We start from the raw sequence: 17,112 nt of genomic DNA on the forward strand, positions 1-17,112 counted from the left end.
TGAGATGGGGTTGTTGAAAACGTTGTTGATCGTGGTGCAGGTGCTTTCCGCGCTGGGCATCATCGGTCTGGTGTTGCTCCAGCATGGCAAGGGCGCCGACATGGGCGCGGCGTTCGGCAGTGGTTCGTCGGGCAGTCTCTTCGGTGCATCGGGTTCCGCGAACTTTCTGTCGCGCACCACGGCCGTCCTGGCGGCCGTGTTCTTCGTGACCACGCTGGGTCTCACGTATCTCGGCTCGTACAAGCCGGCGGCAAACATCGGTGTCCTTGGTAATTTGCCGGCCGCGACATCGCCGGTCACGGCATCGGCTGCGGCTGCGGCAAGTGCCCCGGCGCCCGCATCGGCGACCAATCCGCAAGACGTGCCGAAGTAACGCGCAGCGTGCTTTGTGAGGTGTAATAAGCTGTAAAGAAAATCGAAAAAAAATCGATTTGTGCGTTGAACAAAATGCTGAAGAGCGCTAATATAGCGGTCTTGAAGCGATTCGTAAGTGACAGCGGATTGCAGAATTTGAATGCCGACGTGGTGAAATTGGTAGACACGCTATCTTGAGGGGGTAGTGGCGAAAGCTGTGCGAGTTCGAGTCTCGCCGTCGGCACCACAGTTCTCCGATGCCAGCCTTGCGTTTATGCTTTGGCTGGCATTTTATTTTGTGCTCGCTGTTCATCCGCTTTCTGGCCCCCACGCCAAGACGAGAGCGGTTTTTGGACTAACCAAAAAGAGGGTAGAGTTGAACCTCGGAACCTATTATCCCGTCCTGCTGTTTCTTCTGGTAGGTGGCGGTCTTGGGGCGCTATTGATTGGGGTTGGTAAATTCCTCGGCCCCAACAAACCCGACAGCGCAAAACTCTCTCCGTACGAGTGCGGCTTCGAGGCATTCGAAGACGCGCGCATGAAGTTCGATGTGCGCTACTATCTCGTCGCCATCCTTTTCATCCTGTTCGATCTCGAAACGGCATTCCTGTTCCCGTGGGGCGTTGCCCTGCGCGATATCGGCTGGGTGGGCTTTATCTCCATGATGGGTTTCCTGCTTGAACTGCTCGTCGGTTTCGTCTTCCTGTGGAAGCGCGGTGCGCTTGACTGGGAATAAGGCCGTCAACGTATTTGGCAGTATTGCAGAAGGATTCAGGGTAAGCATATGAGCATCGAAGGGGTTTTGCGCGAAGGGTTCGTCACCACCACGGCTGACAAACTCATCAACTGGACGCGCACGGGTTCGCTGTGGCCGATGACGTTCGGCCTGGCCTGCTGTGCCGTCGAAATGATGCACGCCGGCGCGGCGCGTTACGATCTGGACCGGTTTGGCGTGGTGTTCCGCCCGAGCCCGCGTCAGTCGGACGTGATGATCGTGGCCGGTACGCTGTGCAACAAGATGGCGCCCGCACTGCGCAAGGTGTACGACCAGATGGCCGAGCCGCGCTGGGTGATCTCGATGGGGTCGTGCGCCAACGGCGGCGGTTACTATCACTATTCCTACTCGGTGGTGCGCGGTTGCGATCGCATCGTGCCGGTCGACGTCTACGTGCCCGGCTGTCCGCCGACGGCCGAAGCACTCGTCTACGGCATCATCCAGCTGCAGTCGAAGATCAAGCGGACTGCGACGATCGCGCGTAAATAACCGCCCCCGCCCATGTCTAAACTAGAACAACTCAAGACCACCCTGCAAAACGTGCTTGGCGCCCGCGCCGAGCTGTTGGTGGAAGCCCTCGACGAGCTGACGCTGACCGTCAAGGCGAGCGACTATCTCGAGGTGGCGCGCACGCTGCGCGATCATCCCGAACTGAAGTTCGAGCAGTTGATGGACGTTGCCGGCCTGGACTACTCGGCCTACGGCGACGGCGCCTACGACGGCCCGCGCTACGCCGCGGTGTCGCATCTGCTCTCGTTGACCCACAACTGGCGTCTGCGCGTGCGCGTGTTCGCACCCGACGACGATCTGCCGGTCGTGGCATCGCTGATCGATCTGTGGAGTTCGGCCAACTGGTTCGAGCGCGAAGCGTTCGACCTGGTCGGTATCGTGTTCGAAGGGCACCCGGATCTGCGCCGCATTCTGACGGACTACGGCTTCATCGGTCACCCGTTCCGCAAGGACTTCCCGACCTCGGGTTACGTCGAGATGCGTTACGACCCCGAGCAGAAGCGGGTGATCTATCAGCCGGTGACGATCGAGCCGCGCGAAATCACGCCGCGCATCATCCGCGAAGAACATTACGCCGGTCTGAAACATTAAGGTGGCCTTGTGGCAGACATCAAGAACTACACTCTGAACTTCGGTCCGCAGCACCCGGCAGCGCACGGCGTGCTGCGCCTGGTGCTCGAGCTGGACGGCGAAGTGATCCAGCGCGCCGATCCGCACATCGGCCTGTTGCACCGTGCGACCGAAAAGCTTGCCGAGTCGAAGACGTTCCTGCAATCCGTGCCGTACATGGATCGTCTGGACTACGTCTCGATGATGTGCAACGAGCACGCCTATGTCATGGCGATCGAGAAGCTGCTCGGCGTCGACGTGCCGATTCGCGCACAATACATCCGCGTGATGTTCGATGAAATCACGCGGATTCTGAATCACCTGATGTGGATTGGTTCCCACGCCCTCGACGTGGGGGCGATGGCGGTGTTCCTGTACGCCTTCCGTGAGCGCGAAGACCTGTTCGACGTGTACGAAGCCGTCTCGGGCGCGCGCATGCACGCGGCGTACTACCGTCCGGGAGGCGTGTACCGCGACCTGCCGGACACAATGCCGCAATATCGCGCGTCGAAGATCCACAACGAGCGCGCCATCAAGAAGATGAACGAAGCTCGCGAAGGCTCGCTGCTCGACTTCATCGAAGACTTTGCCAATCGCTTCCCGAAGTGTGTCGACGAGTACGAAACGCTGCTCACCGACAACCGTATCTGGAAGCAGCGTCTGGTGGGGATCGGCGTGGTGTCGCCCGAGCGTGCGATGCAGCTCGGCTTCTCCGGCGCGATGCTGCGCGGCTCGGGCATTGCCTGGGATCTGCGCAAGAAGCAGCCGTACGAAGTGTACGATCGTCTCGATTTCGACATTCCGGTGGGCAAGGAAGGCGATTGCTACGACCGCTATCTGGTGCGCGTAGAAGAAATGCGTCAGTCTGTCCGCCTGATCCGTCAGTGCGTGACGTGGCTGCGTGCCAATGAAGGTCCGGTGATTACGGACAATCACAAGGTGGCGCCGCCCTCGCGTGTCGAGATGAAGTCGAACATGGAAGAGCTGATTCACCACTTCAAGCTCTTCACCGAAGGCTTCCACGTGCCCGCCGGCGAGACGTATGCCGCCGTCGAGCACCCGAAGGGCGAGTTCGGCATCTACCTGGTGTCGGACGGCGCGAACAAGCCGTACCGCCTGAAGATTCGTGCGCCGGGCTTTGCCCATCTTTCGGCGCTCGACGAGATGGCGAAGGGTCACATGATTGCCGATGCGGTGGCGATCATCGGGACCCAGGACATCGTGTTCGGCGAGATCGATCGCTAAACGCGCAGCGGGCGCCTCAGGCGCCCGCAAGTTTTCATTCGGCAGGGTTTCGCAGGTCGATGCCATTGCCGTTCCAGTTGCCGTGCCTGTGAGTCGCGGGTGGCCGAAAAAAACGGCCCATCCGTGTTGGCGCGAGCGGGGATAACGTTTTAGAGAACCGTCGGATCGGAAATGCTTTCTCCCGAAGCCCTGAAGAAAATCGACCGTGCCGTTGCCAAATACCCTGCCGACCAGAAACAGTCGGCGGTGATGCACGCCCTTGCCGTCGCGCAGGTCGAGAAAGGCTGGTTGTCGCCCGAAGTGATGCAATTCGTGGCGGACTACCTCGAGATGCCCGCAGTCGCGGTGCAAGAGGTCGCAACCTTCTACACCATGTTCAACACGAGCCCTGTGGGCAAGTTCAAGTTGACCGTGTGCACGAACCTGCCTTGCCAGCTCACGCGTGGCGAAGAGATGGCGAAGTACCTGAAGGAGAAGCTGGGTGTCGACTATAACGACATCACGCCGGATGGTCTCTTCACGGTCAAGGAAGGCGAGTGCATGGGCGCTTGCGGCGATGCCCCCGTCATGCTGGTGAACAACCATCGCATGTGCGGCTTCATGAACGAAGCCAAGGTCGACGCGCTCATCGATGAGCTCAAGGCCACGGGCGCCGCGGGAGAGAAAGCATGACGTCGCTGCACAACCGTCACATCAAACCGCTGATTCTCGCCGACCTCAACGGAGAGAACTGGCACCTCGAAGATTACGTCAAGCGCGGTGGTTACCAGCAGCTTGCCCGTATCCTGAAGGAAGGCCTCACGCCGGAGCAGGTCATCGCCGACGTCAAGGCGTCGGGTCTGCGCGGCCGTGGCGGCGCAGGCTTCCCGACCGGTCTGAAGTGGAGCTTCATGCCGCGCGCGTTCCCGGGGCAGAAGTACCTCGTCTGCAACTCGGACGAAGGTGAGCCCGGTACGTTCAAGGATCGCGACATCCTGCGCTACAACCCGCACGCGCTGATCGAAGGCATGGCCATCGGCGGTTTCGCCATGGGCATCACCGTCGGTTACAACTACATCCACGGCGAAATCTACGACGTGTACGAGCGCTTCGAAGAGGCGCTCGAGGAAGCGCGCGCTGCCGGTTACCTGGGCGACAACATCCTCGGCACGAACTTCTCGTTCCAGTTGCACGCCCACCATGGCTATGGCGCGTACATCTGCGGCGAAGAGACCGCGTTGCTCGAATCGCTCGAAGGCAAGAAAGGCCAGCCGCGCTTCAAGCCGCCGTTCCCGGCGAGCTTCGGTCTGTACGGCAAGCCCACGACCATCAATAACACCGAGACGTTCGCCGCGGTGCCGTTCCTGCTGGCCATCGGACCGCAGCAATACCTGGAAATGGGCAAGCCGAACAACGGCGGCTCCAAGATCTTCTCGGTGTCGGGCGACGTCGAGCTGCCGGGTAACTATGAAGTGCCGCTGGGCACGCCGTTCGGCGAATTGCTGGAACTGGCCGGTGGCATGCGCGGTGGCAAGAAGCTCAAGGCGGTGATTCCGGGCGGCTCGTCGGCACCGGTCGTGCCGGCCGGGCTGATGATGGAAACCACGATGGACTACGACAGCATCGCCAAGGCTGGGTCGATGCTGGGCTCGGGCGCCGTGATCGTGATGGACGAGACGCGCTGCATGGTGCGCTCGCTGCTGCGCCTGTCGTACTTCTACTACGAAGAATCGTGCGGTCAGTGCACGCCGTGCCGTGAGGGCACCGGCTGGCTGTGGCGCGTGGTCAATCGAATCGAGCATGGCGAAGGCCGCCAGGAAGATCTGGATCTGCTCAACTCGGTGGCCGAGAACATCATGGGCCGCACCATTTGCGCGCTGGGCGATGCCGCAGCGATGCCAGTGCGCGGCATGCTCAAACACTTCTGGGACGAGTTCGCCTACCACGTCGAGCACAAGCATTGCTTGGTCGGCGCTCACTAATCCCTTTTGACGCTTGGCATTGAACCGCTATGGTTGAAATCGAAATTGACGGCCAAAAGGTCGAGGTGCCCGAAGGCAGCATGGTGATCCAGGCTGCCAAGAAGAACGGCACCTATATTCCCCACTTCTGTTACCACAAGAAGCTGTCCATCGCCGCGAACTGCCGCATGTGCCTGGTCGAGGTCGAGAAGGCCCCGAAGGCGGTGCCGGCCTGCGCCACGCCGGTGGCCAACGGCATGATCGTGCGCACCAACTCCGAGAAGGCGGTGAAGGCGCAGCAATCGGTGATGGAGTTCCTGCTGATCAACCACCCGCTCGACTGCCCGATCTGCGATCAAGGCGGCGAGTGCCAGTTGCAGGATCTGGCTGTCGGGTACGGCAAGTCGGCGTCGCGCTATCAGGAAGAGAAGCGCGTGGTGTTCCACAAGAACGTGGGCCCGCTCATCTCGATGGAAGAGATGTCGCGCTGCATCCACTGCACCCGCTGCGTGCGTTTCGGCCAGGAAGTGGCCGGCGTCATGGAGTTCGGCATGCTGGGTCGCGGCGAGCACTCGGAAATCACGTCCTTCGTCGGCAAGACGGTCGACTCCGAACTCTCGGGCAACATGATCGACCTGTGCCCGGTCGGTGCCCTGACGTCGAAGCCGTTCCGCTACAGCGCCCGCACGTGGGAACTGTCGCGCCGCAAGTCGGTGAGCCCTCACGATGGCGTGGGTGCAAACCTCGTGGTGCAAGTGAAGAACAACAAGGTCATGCGCGTTGTGCCGCTCGAGAACGAAGCGCTCAACGAATGCTGGATCTCGGACAAGGATCGTTTCTCGTACGAAGGTCTGAACAGCGACGATCGCCTCACGAAGCCGATGCTCAAGCAGGGCGGTGAGTGGCACGAAGTCGACTGGCAGACGGCGCTCGAGTATGTCGGTCACGGCCTGACGGACATCATCCGCGACCACGGCGCCGATGCCGTCGCCGGGCTGGCTTCGCCGCACGCCACGATCGAAGAACTGCACCTGTTGCAGAAGTTCGTGCGCGCCTTGGGTAGCGAGAACGTCGACTTCCGTCTGCGTCAGACCGACGTGTCGGGCGGCACTCAGGGTGCCCCGTGGCTCGGCCTGCCGATCGCTGAACTCGACAAGCTGCAAAGCACGCTGGTCGTGGGCTCGTTCCTGCGCAAGGATCATCCGCTGTTCGCCGCGCGTCTGCGCGCCGCCGTGAAGGCTGGCGCTCAACTGCACGTGCTGCATGGTTCGGACGACGATCTGCTGGTGAAGCTCGCCAACAAGATCATCGCCGCACCGAGCGCCTGGGCGAGCGAGCTGGCCGGTATCGCGGTCGCCGCCGCCGCGGCCAAGGGCGTTGCCGCCCCGACTGAGCTCGCCGGTGTGAGCGCCAGCGATGCCGCCAAGGCCATCGCCGCGTCGCTGGTGAGCGGGGAGCGTCGCGCCATCCTGCTGGGTAACGCCGTGGTGCAGCATCCGCAATTCGCACAACTGCACGCCATCGCGCAAGTGATCGCTGACATCACCGGCGCCACGCTGGGCTTCCTGACCGAAGGCGCGAACACGGTCGGCGCCTACGCCGTGAAGGCCACGAATGCCAAGGGTGCTGCTGCGCTGTTCGCGCAACCGCGCCAGGCGTACCTGCTGCTCAATGCCGAGCCGGAATACGACTCGGCCGATGCGAAGCAAGCACTCACGGCACTGAACGCCGCGAAGATGGTCGTCTCGCTCTCGCCGTTCAAGCACGGCCTCGAGTATGCCGACGTGCTGCTGCCGATCGCCCCGTTCACGGAGACGGCCGGTACGTTCGTCAACGCCGAGGGCCTGCCGCAACACTTCAACGGTGTGGTGCGTGCGCTGGGCGAGACGCGTCCGGGCTGGAAGGTGCTGCGCGTGCTGGGCAATCTGCTCAAGCTGCAAGGCTTCGCTCAGGACACCGCGGAACAGGTGCGCGACGAAGCGCTCGCCGGTTTCTCGTCCGCCTCGCTCGACAACCGCGCCAAGGCCGCGCTGGCCGCACCGACGGCAGCAGGGCAGGGTCTGGAGCGTCTGGCCGATGTGCCGATCTACGCGGCCGACGCCCTGGTGCGCCGTGCCCCGTCGCTGCAATTGACCAACGACGCCAAGGCGGCGTTGCGCGCCACGCTGCCGGCTGCATTGTTCGACCGCCTGGGCCTCGCCGCCGGCGATGCCGTGCGCGTGCGTCAGGGCGATGCGGTGGTCACGCTGCCGGCGGCTCGCTCGGAAACGCTGCCCGCCAATGTGGTGCGCGTGCCGGCCGCCACGCCGGCGTCCGCCGCGCTTGGCGCGATGTTCGGTGAAATTTCGGTGGAGAAGGCGTAAATGAGCCTGAACGAAGTCATCAATCAATACGGCACGCAACTGCTGGGCGTGGCCTGGCCGACGGTGTGGGCGCTGGTCCGCATCCTCGTCGTGGCCGTGATCCTGCTGCTGTGCGTGGCGTACCTGATTCTGTGGGAGCGCAAGCTCATCGGCTGGATGCACGTGCGTCTGGGCCCGAACCGCGTGGGTCCGGCCGGTTTGCTCCAGCCGATCGCCGACGTGTTGAAGCTCCTGCTCAAGGAAGTCATTACGCCGTCGCAGGTGAGCAAGGGCATTTACGCCATCGCGCCGGTGATGGCCGTGCTGCCGGCCTTCGCGATCTGGGCGGTGATTCCGTTCCAGCCGGGCGCCGTGCTGGCCGACGTGAATGCCGGTCTGCTCTACGCCATCGCGATTTCGTCGATCGGCGTGTACGGCGTGATTCTGGCCGGCTGGGCCTCTAACTCGAAATATGCCTTCCTCGGCGCCATGCGCGCGTCGGCCCAGATGATTTCGTATGAAATCGCCATGGGCTTCGCGCTGGTCACGGTGCTGATGACAGCCGGCTCGCTCAACCTGTCGGACATCGTGCGCTCGCAAGAGCACGGCATGTTCGCGGGCCTGGGCCTGAACCTGCTGTCGTGGAACTGGCTGCCGCTGCTGCCGATGTTCGTCGTCTACTTCGTGTCGGGCATTGCGGAAACGAACCGCCACCCGTTCGACGTGGTGGAAGGCGAATCGGAAATCGTGGCCGGTCACATGATCGAATACTCGGGCATGGGCTTCGCCCTGTTCTTCCTGGCCGAGTACATCAACATGATCATCATCTCGGCGCTCGCCTCGGTGCTGTTCCTGGGTGGCTGGAGTGCACCGTTCGGCTTCCTGTCGTTCATCCCGGGGGTGTTCTGGCTGGCGTTCAAGGTGTTCCTGCTGCTGTCGGTGTTCATCTGGGTGCGTGCGACGTTCCCGCGCTACCGCTACGACCAGATCATGCGTCTGGGCTGGAAAGTGTTCCTGCCGCTGACGATCATCTGGGTGATCGTGGTGGGTGTCTGGATCATGTCTCCCTGGAACATCTGGGGCTGAGGCGAACGGAGTAGAGGAATCCCATGGTAAGGGCAATCAAGGACTTTTTCGGCAGTTTCCTGTTGTTGGAACTGCTCAAGGGCATGGCGCTCACAGGGCGCTATACGTTCGCACGCAAGGTGACGGTGCAGTTTCCGGAAGAGAAGACGCCGATGTCGCCGCGTTTTCGCGGTCTGCACGCGCTGCGCCGTTATCCGAACGGTGAAGAGCGCTGCATCGCCTGCAAGTTGTGCGAAGCGGTGTGCCCGGCAATGGCCATCACGATCGAGTCGGATGTGCGCGACGACGGCACCCGCCGCACCACGCGCTACGACATCGATCTGACCAAGTGCATTTTCTGCGGCTTCTGTGAAGAAAGCTGCCCGGTGGACTCGATCGTCGAGACGCACATTCTCGAGTATCACGGCGAGAAGCGTGGCGATCTGTACTTCACCAAGGAGATGTTGCTCGCGGTGGGCGATCGTTACGAAAACGAGATCGCGGCGGCCAAGGCGGCCGATGCGCCGTACCGTTAAGCAGGGCAGGGCGCAACGCATCGACGGTGCGCCCGGTACGGCAATTGACGTTGGCTAATTCTCGCAACACCCGGTGATTATGGAATTCACAACCTTTCTTTTCTACGTGTTTGCGCTGATCCTCGTGATCTCCGGCCTGAAGGTCGTGACCGCGCGCAACCCCGTGCAGTCGGCGCTGTTCCTGGTACTCGCGTTCTTCAACGCCGCGGCGATCTGGATGCTGCTCCAGGCCGAGTTCCTGGCCATCATGCTCGTGCTCGTGTACGTTGGCGCGGTGATGGTGCTGTTCCTGTTCGTGGTGATGATGATCGACATCAATCTCGACGAACTGCGACGCGGTTTCGGCAAGTTCATTCCGCTGGCGAGTGCCGTCGGCGCGATCATGATCGTCGAAGCGGCACTGGTGCTCATGCGCGGCTACGGTGCTACGCGCGCCCCCGTCAAGGCCGTCTCGGCGCCGGACGTGGCGAACACCAAGGCGCTCGGCGTCGCGCTGTACACCGACTATATCTTCGCCTTCGAAGTGGCAGGTCTGATCCTGCTGGTGGCGGTCGTGGCGGCCGTAGCGCTCACGATGCGCACCCGTAAGGATCACAAACAGACCGACCCGAGCCAGCAGGTGCGCGTGAAGGCGCGCGACCGCGTGCGTCTGGTGTCGATGCCCGCCGAAGCCCGGCAGCAGTCCACCGGCAGCGATACGCCGGCGGCGGAATAAGGAGACAGCATGATGTCGTTGTCGCTAGCGCATTACCTGGTGTTGGGCGCGATTCTCTTCGCGATCAGCATTACCGGTATCTTCCTCAACCGCAGAAATGTGATTGTGCTGCTCATGGCCATCGAGCTGATGTTGCTCGCGGTCAATCTGAACTTCGTCGCGTTTTCGCATTACCTGGGCGACATTGCCGGCCAGGTATTCGTGTTCTTCATTCTTACGGTGGCCGCGGCGGAAGCCGCGATCGGGCTGGCCATTCTGGTCACGCTGTTCCGTAAGCTCGAAACGGTCAACGTCGAAGATCTCGACCGCCTCAAGGGTTAACAAAAGCGAACGCTGTTATGGCATCCACATTGAATCCCAACCTGCTGCTCGCGATCCCGCTGGCGCCGCTCGTCGGCTCCATGATCGCCGGCCTGTTCGGCAAGCAAGTCGGACGCGCGGGCGCCCACACGGTCACGATCCTCGGCGTGCTGGTCGCATTTGTCCTGTCGGTCATGACGTTCATCGACGTCATGAACGGGGCGAGCTTCAACGCCACCGTCTACGAATGGGCCCGCATCGGCGACCTCAAGCTCGAGATCGGCTTCCTCGTCGACACGCTCACCGTCACGATGATGTGCGTGGTCACTTCCGTCTCGCTGATGGTGCACATCTACACCATCGGCTACATGGCGGAGGATCCGGGCTACCAGCGCTTCTTCTCGTACATCTCGCTGTTCACGTTCTCGATGTTGATGCTCGTGATGAGCAACAACTTCCTGCAACTGTTCTTCGGCTGGGAAGCGGTGGGCCTGGTCTCGTACCTGCTGATCGGTTTCTGGTACACGCGCCCGACCGCAATCTACGCCAACATGAAGGCGTTCCTGGTCAACCGTGTCGGCGACTTCGGCTTCCTGCTCGGTATCGGCCTGCTGCTGGCCTTCACCGGCACGCTGAACTACGGTGAAGTGTTCGCCAAGGCCAACGAGGTGGCGGCCCTGTCGTTCCCGGGCACCGACTGGCGCCTGATTACCGTGGCCTGTATCTGCCTGTTCATCGGCGCGATGGGCAAGTCGGCGCAGTTCCCGCTGCACGTCTGGCTGCCGGACTCGATGGAAGGCCCGACGCCGATCTCGGCACTGATTCACGCGGCCACGATGGTGACCGCGGGCATCTTCATGGTGAGCCGCATGTCGCCGCTGTTCGAACTCTCGGACACCGCGCTGTCGTTCATCACGATCATCGGCGCGATCACGGCCTTGTTCATGGGCTTCCTGGGTATGATCCAGAACGACATCAAGCGTGTCGTGGCCTACTCGACGCTCTCTCAGCTCGGTTACATGACTGTCGCGCTCGGCGTGTCGGCCTACCCGGTCGCCATCTTCCACCTGATGACGCACGCGTTCTTCAAGGCGCTGCTGTTCCTCGGTGCGGGCTCGGTCATCATGGGCATGCATCACGACCAGGACATGCGCAACATGGGTGGCCTGTGGAAGTACATGCCGATCACGTGGATCACGTCGCTGCTGGGCTCGCTCGCGCTGATCGGTACGCCTTTCTTCGCCGGTTTCTACTCGAAGGACTCGATCATCGAAGCCGTGGCCGCCTCGCATCTGCCGGGCTCGGGCTTCGCGTACTTCGCCGTGGTCGCCAGCGTGTTCGTCACCGCGTTCTACTCGTTCCGCATGTACTTCATGGTCTTCCACGGCAAGGAGCGTTTCGGTCAGGCGCATCACGACCATGACGACCATCACGAGGAAGAAGAGGAAACCGCCGATCATCACCATGGTCTGGCCCCGGGTCAGAAGCCGCACGAGTCGCCGGCGGTTGTCACCATTCCGTTGATCCTGCTGGCGATTCCGTCGGTCATCATCGGTGCCATTGCGATTGCCCCGATGCTGTTCGGCAACTTCTTCAAGCAAGGCGTGGCGTTCAAGGACGTGATCTACGTCGGCGAAAACCATCCGGCGATGGAAGAGCTGAGCCATGATTTCCACGGCTGGCTGGCCATGGCGCTGCACTCGTTCGGCACGCTGCCGATCGCCCTGTCGGCCCTCGGCATCGTGCTGGCGGCGTTCTTCTACCTGAAGCGCCCGGATATTCCGGAAGCGCTGAAGCACCGGTTCTCGGGCATCTACAACCTGCTCGACAACAAGTACTACATGGACAAGATCAACGAAGTGGTCTTCGCCAAGGGCGCGCTCAAGATCGGTCGCGGCCTGTGGAAGGCGGGCGACCAGGGTCTCATCGACGGCGCCGTCGTGAATGGCAGCGCGCGTCTGGTGGGCTGGTTCGCCGGTGTCATCCGCTTCGTTCAATCCGGTTACATCTACCACTACGCGTTCGCCATGATCCTCGGCATGCTCGGGCTCCTGACGCTGTTTGTGACGTTGAACGGCAAGTAATAGGGGGAGCCAACAATAATGCAATCGCTACCGCTTCTGAGTCTGGCCATCTGGCTGCCCATCATTTCGGGGATCGCTGTCCTCGCGGTGGGTAACGACCGCAACCCGGGGGGCGCACGCGCGCTGTCGCTCATCGGGTCGCTGGTGAGCTTCGTGGTCACGCTGCCGTTGATCTCGAACTTCGACGCCAACACGGCGGCGTTCCAGTTCGTCGAGAAATCGAGCTGGATCGACCGCTTCCACATCAACTACTTCCTCGGCATCGACGGCATCTCGCTGTGGCTGATCGTGCTGACCTCGCTCATCACGGTGATCGTGGTGATCGCGGGCTGGGAAGTGATTACCGAGCGCGTCGCCCAGTACATGGCCGCGTTCCTGATCCTCTCGGGGCTGATGATCGGCGTGTTCTCGGCGCAAGACGGCCTGCTGTTCTACGTCTTCTTCGAAGCCACGCTGATTCCGATGTACCTGATCATCGGTGTGTGGGGCGGCCCGAACCGGGTGTACGCCGCGTTCAAGTTCTTCCTGTACACGCTGCTCGGCTCGCTGCTGATGCTCGTCGCGCTGATCTATCTGTACAACGTGACGCAGTCGTTCACGCTGACCGACTGGTACGCCGCGAAGCTCCCGATGAACGTGCAGATACTGCTGTTCGCGGCGTTCTTCATGGCCTTTGCCGTGAAGGTGCCGATGTGGCCGGTGCATACCTGGCTGCCGGACGCCCACGTGGAAGCGCCGACCGGCGGCTCGGTCGTGCTGGCCGCGATCATGCTCAAGCTCGGGGCCTACGGTTTCCTGCGCTTCTCGCTGCCGATTGCCCCGGACGCCAGTCACTACCTGTCGGGCTTCATGATCGCACTCGCGCTGATCGCCGTCGTCTACATCGGCCTCGTGGCCCTGGTGCAGACCGACATGAAGAAGCTGGTGGCGTATTCGTCGATCGCTCACATGGGCTTCGCGATCCTCGGCTTCTTCATGTTCAGCGAAATCGGCATGCAAGGCGCGCTGGTGCAGATGATCTCGCACGGCTTCGTCTCGGGCGCCATGTTCCTGTGTATCGGTGTGCTGTACGACCGTATGCACTCGCGCAACATCGCCGACTACGGCGGTGTGGTGAACACGATGCCGAAGTTCGCGGCGCTGTTCATGCTGTTCGCGATGGCCAACAGCGGTCTGCCGGCAACGTCGGGCTTCGTGGGCGAGTTCCTGGTGATCCTGGGCGCCGTGAAGCTGAACTTCTGGGTGGGGCTGCTGGCCGCCACCTCGCTGATCACCGGTGCGGCCTACTCGCTGTGGATGTACAAGCGCGTGATTTTCGGCGCGATCGCCAACGATCACGTTCGGGAACTGGTCGATATCAACAAGCGCGAGTTCTTCATGCTGGCCGTACTGGCGGCGCTCACGCTGTTCATGGGTATCTATCCGAAGCCCTTTACGGACCTGATGCACACCTCCGTAGTTAACCTCCTCGCCCACGTGGCGCAGACCAAGCTGCCTTAATCGGGGAGGATATCTAGATCATGCAAAACATTAATCTGCTGCCTGCGTTGCCGGAGGCCATCCTGCTGCTCATGATCCTCGTGATCATGATGTGCGACGCGTTCCTCGGCCAGACGCGCAAGCTTAACTACGTTCTGGCGCTCATCACGTCCGCGGCCGTGTCCGTGCTGTGGGCGTGCAATGCCAGCGATCCGGCGTCGCACTACCTGTTCGGCAACGCGTTCGTCGCCGATCCGATGTCGAACCTGCTCAAGGCCTTCGGTGGCCTGGCCACGTTCGTCACGTTCGTCTACGGTCAGAAGTATCTGGAAGCCCGCGGTCTCGCCCGTGGCGACTTCTACGTCCTCAGCCTGTTCTCGCTGCTGGGCCTGTCGGTGATGATCTCGGGCAACAACTTCCTGACGCTGTACCTGGGTCTGGAACTGATGTCGCTGTCGCTGTATGCCCTCGCCGCCGTCTGGCGCGATTCGACGAACGCGACCGAGTCGGCCATGAAGTATTACGTGCTGGGTGCGCTCGCTTCGGGCTTCCTGCTGTACGGCATGTCGATGATGTACGGGGCGACCGGTTCGCTCGAACTGTCCAAGGTCTTCGAAGTGATCGCCTCGGGTGCCGTGAACAAGGTCGTGCTGGTGTTCGGCGTCGTGTTCGTGGTGGCCGGCCTGGCATTCAAGCTCGGCGCTGCGCCGTTCCACATGTGGGTGCCCGACGTCTACCAGGGCGCGCCGACCCCGGTTACGCTGCTCATCGGCGGTGCACCGAAGCTGGGCGCCTTCGCGCTGCTGCTGCGCCTGCTCGTCGAAGGCATGTTGCCGCTGGCGATCGACTGGCAGCAGATGCTGATCATCATGGCGGTGCTCTCGCTGGTGATCGGTAACCTGACGGCCATCGTGCAGACCAACGTCAAGCGTCTGCTGGCCTACTCGACCATCTCGCACATGGGCTTCGTGCTGCTGGGTATGCTCTCGGGCGTGGTGGGCGGCAAGATCGACGGGATCGCCGATGCCTACGGTTCGTCGCTGTTCTATAGCGTGATCTACCTGCTCACGACGCTGGGCACGTTCGGTATCGTGCTGCTGCTCTCGCGCCAGGGCTTCGAAGCCGAGAATCTCTCGGACCTGAAGGGCTTGAACCAGCGTAGCCCGTGGTTCGCGTTCGTGATGCTGATGCTGATGTTCTCGCTGGCCGGCATTCCGCCGCTGGCAGGCTTCTACGCCAAGCTGGCCGTGCTGCAAGCCGTGGTCAACGCGGGCATGGTGTGGCTGGCGGTTGTGGCGGTGATCGCGTCGCTGATCGGGGCGTTCTACTACCTGCGCGTCGTCAAGCTGATGTATTTCGACAAGGCCGACGACCAGAACGCGCTGCAAGGCAGCGGCACGATGCGCTTCGTGCTGTCGCTCAACGGTCTGGTGCTGCTGTACCTGGGCCTGATGCCGGGCTCGCTGATGGACTGGTGCCTGCGCACCATCAAGCTCACGCTGGCCAGCTAAGCAACGGGGCGCGCCAGTTCGTACGAAGGCGCGCCAACACCGCGCCGGGCGAGTCGACATGACCGGCCCGGCGCTTGAATGATGAACAGGCGGAGGGAATGTCGATGGGGATGCAGGCAGGTAGTACGCTGGTGATTCTGCTGGCCCTGTTGGGCGCGAATCTGCCGTTCGTCAATCAGCGCCTGTTCGGCGTCATCGCGCTCAAGCGTGCTGTCAAGCCGCTGTGGTGGCGTCTTGTCGAGATGGTGGTGGCTTACTTCGTGGCGGGTGCGCTCGGTCATCTGATCGAGTCGGGCATCGGCAACGTGTTTGCGCAGGGCTGGGAGTTCTATGCGGTGACGGCAAGTTTGTTCGTCGTGTTCGCGTTTCCCGGCTTCGTGTACCGATATTTGTGGCGTCATCGACCGGCGGTTGCCGCCTGAGATGCAGGCTTCGCAAGACGCCGCCCCTGGGGCGGCGTTTTGTTTTGGATTTGCCAATTTTCAGCCGTGGAGGGCTTATGACCGAGCGTCAATTCGACGATCAGCATCTGATTGAGACGCGTCTGGCGAGCGATACGGTCTACGACGGTTCGTTCCTGACCATCAAGCGGGACTGCGTGCGTCTGCCCGACGGCAAGACCGCAACGCGTGAATACACCACCCATCCGGGGGCCGTCATGGTGATCCCGCTATTCGATGATGGTCAGGTGCTCATGGAGCGCCAGTACCGTTACCCGCTCGAGCGCGTGATGACGGAGCTGCCCGCCGGCAAGCTCGACGACGCCGAGGGCGGGCTGGCGTGCGGTCAGCGTGAACTGCTGGAAGAGACGGGCTATCGCGCCGAGCGCTGGGATTACCTCACGCGCATTCACCCGGTGATCTCGTACTCGACCGAATTCATCGACATCTGGCTCGCGCGCGACCTGACGCTTGGCGAGCAACGACTCGACGACGGCGAGTTTCTCGACGTGTTCAAGATGCCCGCGACCGAACTGCTGCAATGGGTGCGAGACGGGCGTATCACGGACGTCAAATCGATCATCGGCGCGTTTTGGCTGGAAAAGATATTATCGGGGATGTGGCAGCCGAACGAGCGGTCGCCCCAGCGCTAAGCCACCGTCAACTTGTCGGCCCCGAGGTCTCGTGACTGGCGGGGCTGGGACACATCCATCGCGTCATGAAGGTTTTTGATTTGCGTTGTGCACACGAGCACACCTTCGAGGGCTGGTTCGGCTCGGAGGACGATTACCTGTCGCAGCAAGCGCGCGGGCTGGTGAGCTGTCCCGTCTGCGGCGACGCCCAGATTGCGCGCATGCCGTCTGCGCCGCGCCTGAACCTGTCGGGGGCCACCTCGCGTGCCGACAGCGCCCCGATCGTGCCACCTCGCGGCGAGACGGTGCCGCAGGACGTTGCCAAGGCGAAAAGCGAATTGCAGACGCTCTGGATGAAGGCCGTGCGCCACGTGATGGCGAATACGGAAGACGTGGGCAGCAAGTTTGCCGAAGAAGCCCGCAAGATTCACTACCACGAAGCCCCGGAGCGCAATATTCGCGGCACCGTGTCGCGAGAAGAGGGCGAAGCGCTGGCGGAGGAGGGCATCGACGTCATGCCGCTACCGATTCCCGACGGCTTCAAGGATACGTTACAGTAAGCCCGTAACCGCCCG

General features: G+C 62.0%; 18 protein-coding genes and 1 tRNA gene. All 19 read left to right on the forward strand.

What is annotated here, in order from left to right:
• The first annotated feature begins 4 nt into the window (after positions 1-4).
• Entirely contained in the window at positions 5-373 is a 369-nt protein-coding gene (gene secG, locus PEP31012_RS12115; RefSeq protein ID WP_150589578.1) for a preprotein translocase subunit SecG, read from the forward strand.
• A 143-nt stretch (positions 374-516) separates the two neighbouring features.
• A tRNA-Leu gene (locus tag PEP31012_RS12120) sits at positions 517-601 on the forward strand.
• A 129-nt stretch (positions 602-730) separates the two neighbouring features.
• Positions 731-1,090: an NADH-quinone oxidoreductase subunit A gene (locus PEP31012_RS12125; protein WP_150589685.1), complete on the forward strand. Its 360-nt coding sequence runs from the start codon at positions 731-733 to the stop codon at positions 1,088-1,090.
• Between the two features lie 48 nt (positions 1,091-1,138).
• Complete coding sequence (locus PEP31012_RS12130; protein ID WP_010807413.1) at positions 1,139-1,618, forward strand: NuoB/complex I 20 kDa subunit family protein; 480 nt, start codon at positions 1,139-1,141, stop codon at positions 1,616-1,618.
• Positions 1,619-1,630: 12 nt separating this feature from the next.
• A complete protein-coding gene (locus PEP31012_RS12135) occupies positions 1,631-2,230 on the forward strand; it encodes an NADH-quinone oxidoreductase subunit C (protein WP_150589579.1) in 600 nt (199 codons plus the stop codon).
• 9 nt (positions 2,231-2,239) lie between these two features.
• A complete protein-coding gene (locus PEP31012_RS12140) occupies positions 2,240-3,493 on the forward strand; it encodes an NADH-quinone oxidoreductase subunit D (RefSeq protein WP_150589580.1) in 1,254 nt (417 codons plus the stop codon).
• A gap of 171 nt (positions 3,494-3,664) precedes the next feature.
• Positions 3,665-4,165, forward strand: coding sequence for an NADH-quinone oxidoreductase subunit NuoE (gene nuoE, locus PEP31012_RS12145; protein ID WP_150589581.1), 501 nt, complete (start codon positions 3,665-3,667; stop codon positions 4,163-4,165).
• Positions 4,162-5,454, forward strand: coding sequence for an NADH-quinone oxidoreductase subunit NuoF (gene nuoF / locus PEP31012_RS12150; RefSeq protein ID WP_150589582.1), 1,293 nt, complete (start codon positions 4,162-4,164; stop codon positions 5,452-5,454). Before nuoE ends, nuoF begins: the two co-directional genes overlap by 4 nt.
• Positions 5,455-5,483: 29 nt before the next feature.
• Entirely contained in the window at positions 5,484-7,796 is a 2,313-nt protein-coding gene (gene nuoG / locus PEP31012_RS12155; RefSeq protein WP_150589583.1) for an NADH-quinone oxidoreductase subunit NuoG, read from the forward strand.
• Positions 7,797-8,861 (forward strand): NADH-quinone oxidoreductase subunit NuoH, encoded by a 1,065-nt coding sequence (gene nuoH / locus PEP31012_RS12160; RefSeq protein ID WP_017233019.1) that lies wholly within the window; start codon positions 7,797-7,799, stop codon positions 8,859-8,861.
• A 23-nt stretch (positions 8,862-8,884) separates the two neighbouring features.
• A complete protein-coding gene (gene nuoI, locus PEP31012_RS12165; RefSeq protein WP_017233020.1) occupies positions 8,885-9,376 on the forward strand; it encodes an NADH-quinone oxidoreductase subunit NuoI in 492 nt (163 codons plus the stop codon).
• Positions 9,377-9,455: 79 nt separating this feature from the next.
• Positions 9,456-10,091, forward strand: a complete 636-nt coding sequence (locus tag PEP31012_RS12170) for an NADH-quinone oxidoreductase subunit J (protein WP_150589584.1) — start codon at positions 9,456-9,458, stop codon at positions 10,089-10,091.
• A 9-nt stretch (positions 10,092-10,100) separates the two neighbouring features.
• Positions 10,101-10,412 carry an NADH-quinone oxidoreductase subunit NuoK gene (gene nuoK / locus PEP31012_RS12175; protein ID WP_023596640.1) on the forward strand — a complete coding sequence of 104 codons (312 nt, stop codon included), beginning with the start codon at positions 10,101-10,103 and terminating at the stop codon, positions 10,410-10,412.
• Between the two features lie 17 nt (positions 10,413-10,429).
• A complete protein-coding gene (nuoL, locus tag PEP31012_RS12180; RefSeq protein ID WP_150589585.1) occupies positions 10,430-12,475 on the forward strand; it encodes an NADH-quinone oxidoreductase subunit L in 2,046 nt (681 codons plus the stop codon).
• An 18-nt stretch (positions 12,476-12,493) separates the two neighbouring features.
• Complete coding sequence (locus tag PEP31012_RS12185) at positions 12,494-13,975, forward strand: NADH-quinone oxidoreductase subunit M (protein WP_150589586.1); 1,482 nt, start codon at positions 12,494-12,496, stop codon at positions 13,973-13,975.
• Between the two features lie 20 nt (positions 13,976-13,995).
• Positions 13,996-15,465 carry an NADH-quinone oxidoreductase subunit NuoN gene (gene nuoN, locus PEP31012_RS12190; protein WP_150589587.1) on the forward strand — a complete coding sequence of 490 codons (1,470 nt, stop codon included), beginning with the start codon at positions 13,996-13,998 and terminating at the stop codon, positions 15,463-15,465.
• Positions 15,466-15,569: 104 nt separating this feature from the next.
• Entirely contained in the window at positions 15,570-15,887 is a 318-nt protein-coding gene (locus tag PEP31012_RS12195) for a DUF2818 family protein (protein ID WP_425494953.1), read from the forward strand.
• 77 nt (positions 15,888-15,964) lie between these two features.
• A complete protein-coding gene (locus PEP31012_RS12200; protein WP_150589588.1) occupies positions 15,965-16,558 on the forward strand; it encodes an NUDIX domain-containing protein in 594 nt (197 codons plus the stop codon).
• A gap of 65 nt (positions 16,559-16,623) precedes the next feature.
• Positions 16,624-17,097 (forward strand): DUF1178 family protein, encoded by a 474-nt coding sequence (locus tag PEP31012_RS12205; RefSeq protein WP_150589589.1) that lies wholly within the window; start codon positions 16,624-16,626, stop codon positions 17,095-17,097.
• Positions 17,098-17,112: the final 15 nt, after the last annotated feature.

The sequence above is a fragment of the Pandoraea eparura genome, from assembly GCF_902459725.1.
Taxonomy (GTDB): Bacteria; Pseudomonadota; Gammaproteobacteria; order Burkholderiales; family Burkholderiaceae; genus Pandoraea; species Pandoraea eparura.

Excerpts from the sequence above, each read along its gene's own strand:
- PEP31012_RS12205 (WP_150589589.1), top strand. The coding sequence starts at position 16,624 with ATGAAGGTTTTTGATTTGCGTTGTGCACACGAGCACACCTTCGAGGGC.
- nuoL (WP_150589585.1), top strand. The coding sequence starts at position 10,430 with ATGGCATCCACATTGAATCCCAACCTGCTGCTCGCGATCCCGCTGGCG.
- PEP31012_RS12185 (WP_150589586.1), top strand. The coding sequence starts at position 12,494 with ATGCAATCGCTACCGCTTCTGAGTCTGGCCATCTGGCTGCCCATCATT.
- PEP31012_RS12170 (WP_150589584.1), top strand. The coding sequence starts at position 9,456 with ATGGAATTCACAACCTTTCTTTTCTACGTGTTTGCGCTGATCCTCGTG.
- nuoN (WP_150589587.1), top strand. The coding sequence starts at position 13,996 with ATGCAAAACATTAATCTGCTGCCTGCGTTGCCGGAGGCCATCCTGCTG.
- nuoE (WP_150589581.1), top strand. The coding sequence starts at position 3,665 with ATGCTTTCTCCCGAAGCCCTGAAGAAAATCGACCGTGCCGTTGCCAAA.
- nuoK (WP_023596640.1), top strand. The coding sequence starts at position 10,101 with ATGATGTCGTTGTCGCTAGCGCATTACCTGGTGTTGGGCGCGATTCTC.
- nuoI (WP_017233020.1), top strand. The coding sequence starts at position 8,885 with ATGGTAAGGGCAATCAAGGACTTTTTCGGCAGTTTCCTGTTGTTGGAA.
- PEP31012_RS12200 (WP_150589588.1), top strand. The coding sequence starts at position 15,965 with ATGACCGAGCGTCAATTCGACGATCAGCATCTGATTGAGACGCGTCTG.
- secG (WP_150589578.1), top strand. The coding sequence starts at position 5 with ATGGGGTTGTTGAAAACGTTGTTGATCGTGGTGCAGGTGCTTTCCGCG.
- PEP31012_RS12130 (WP_010807413.1), top strand. The coding sequence starts at position 1,139 with ATGAGCATCGAAGGGGTTTTGCGCGAAGGGTTCGTCACCACCACGGCT.
- nuoG (WP_150589583.1), top strand. The coding sequence starts at position 5,484 with ATGGTTGAAATCGAAATTGACGGCCAAAAGGTCGAGGTGCCCGAAGGC.
- PEP31012_RS12135 (WP_150589579.1), top strand. The coding sequence starts at position 1,631 with ATGTCTAAACTAGAACAACTCAAGACCACCCTGCAAAACGTGCTTGGC.
- PEP31012_RS12195 (WP_425494953.1), top strand. The coding sequence starts at position 15,570 with ATGGGGATGCAGGCAGGTAGTACGCTGGTGATTCTGCTGGCCCTGTTG.
- nuoH (WP_017233019.1), top strand. The coding sequence starts at position 7,797 with ATGAGCCTGAACGAAGTCATCAATCAATACGGCACGCAACTGCTGGGC.
- nuoF (WP_150589582.1), top strand. The coding sequence starts at position 4,162 with ATGACGTCGCTGCACAACCGTCACATCAAACCGCTGATTCTCGCCGAC.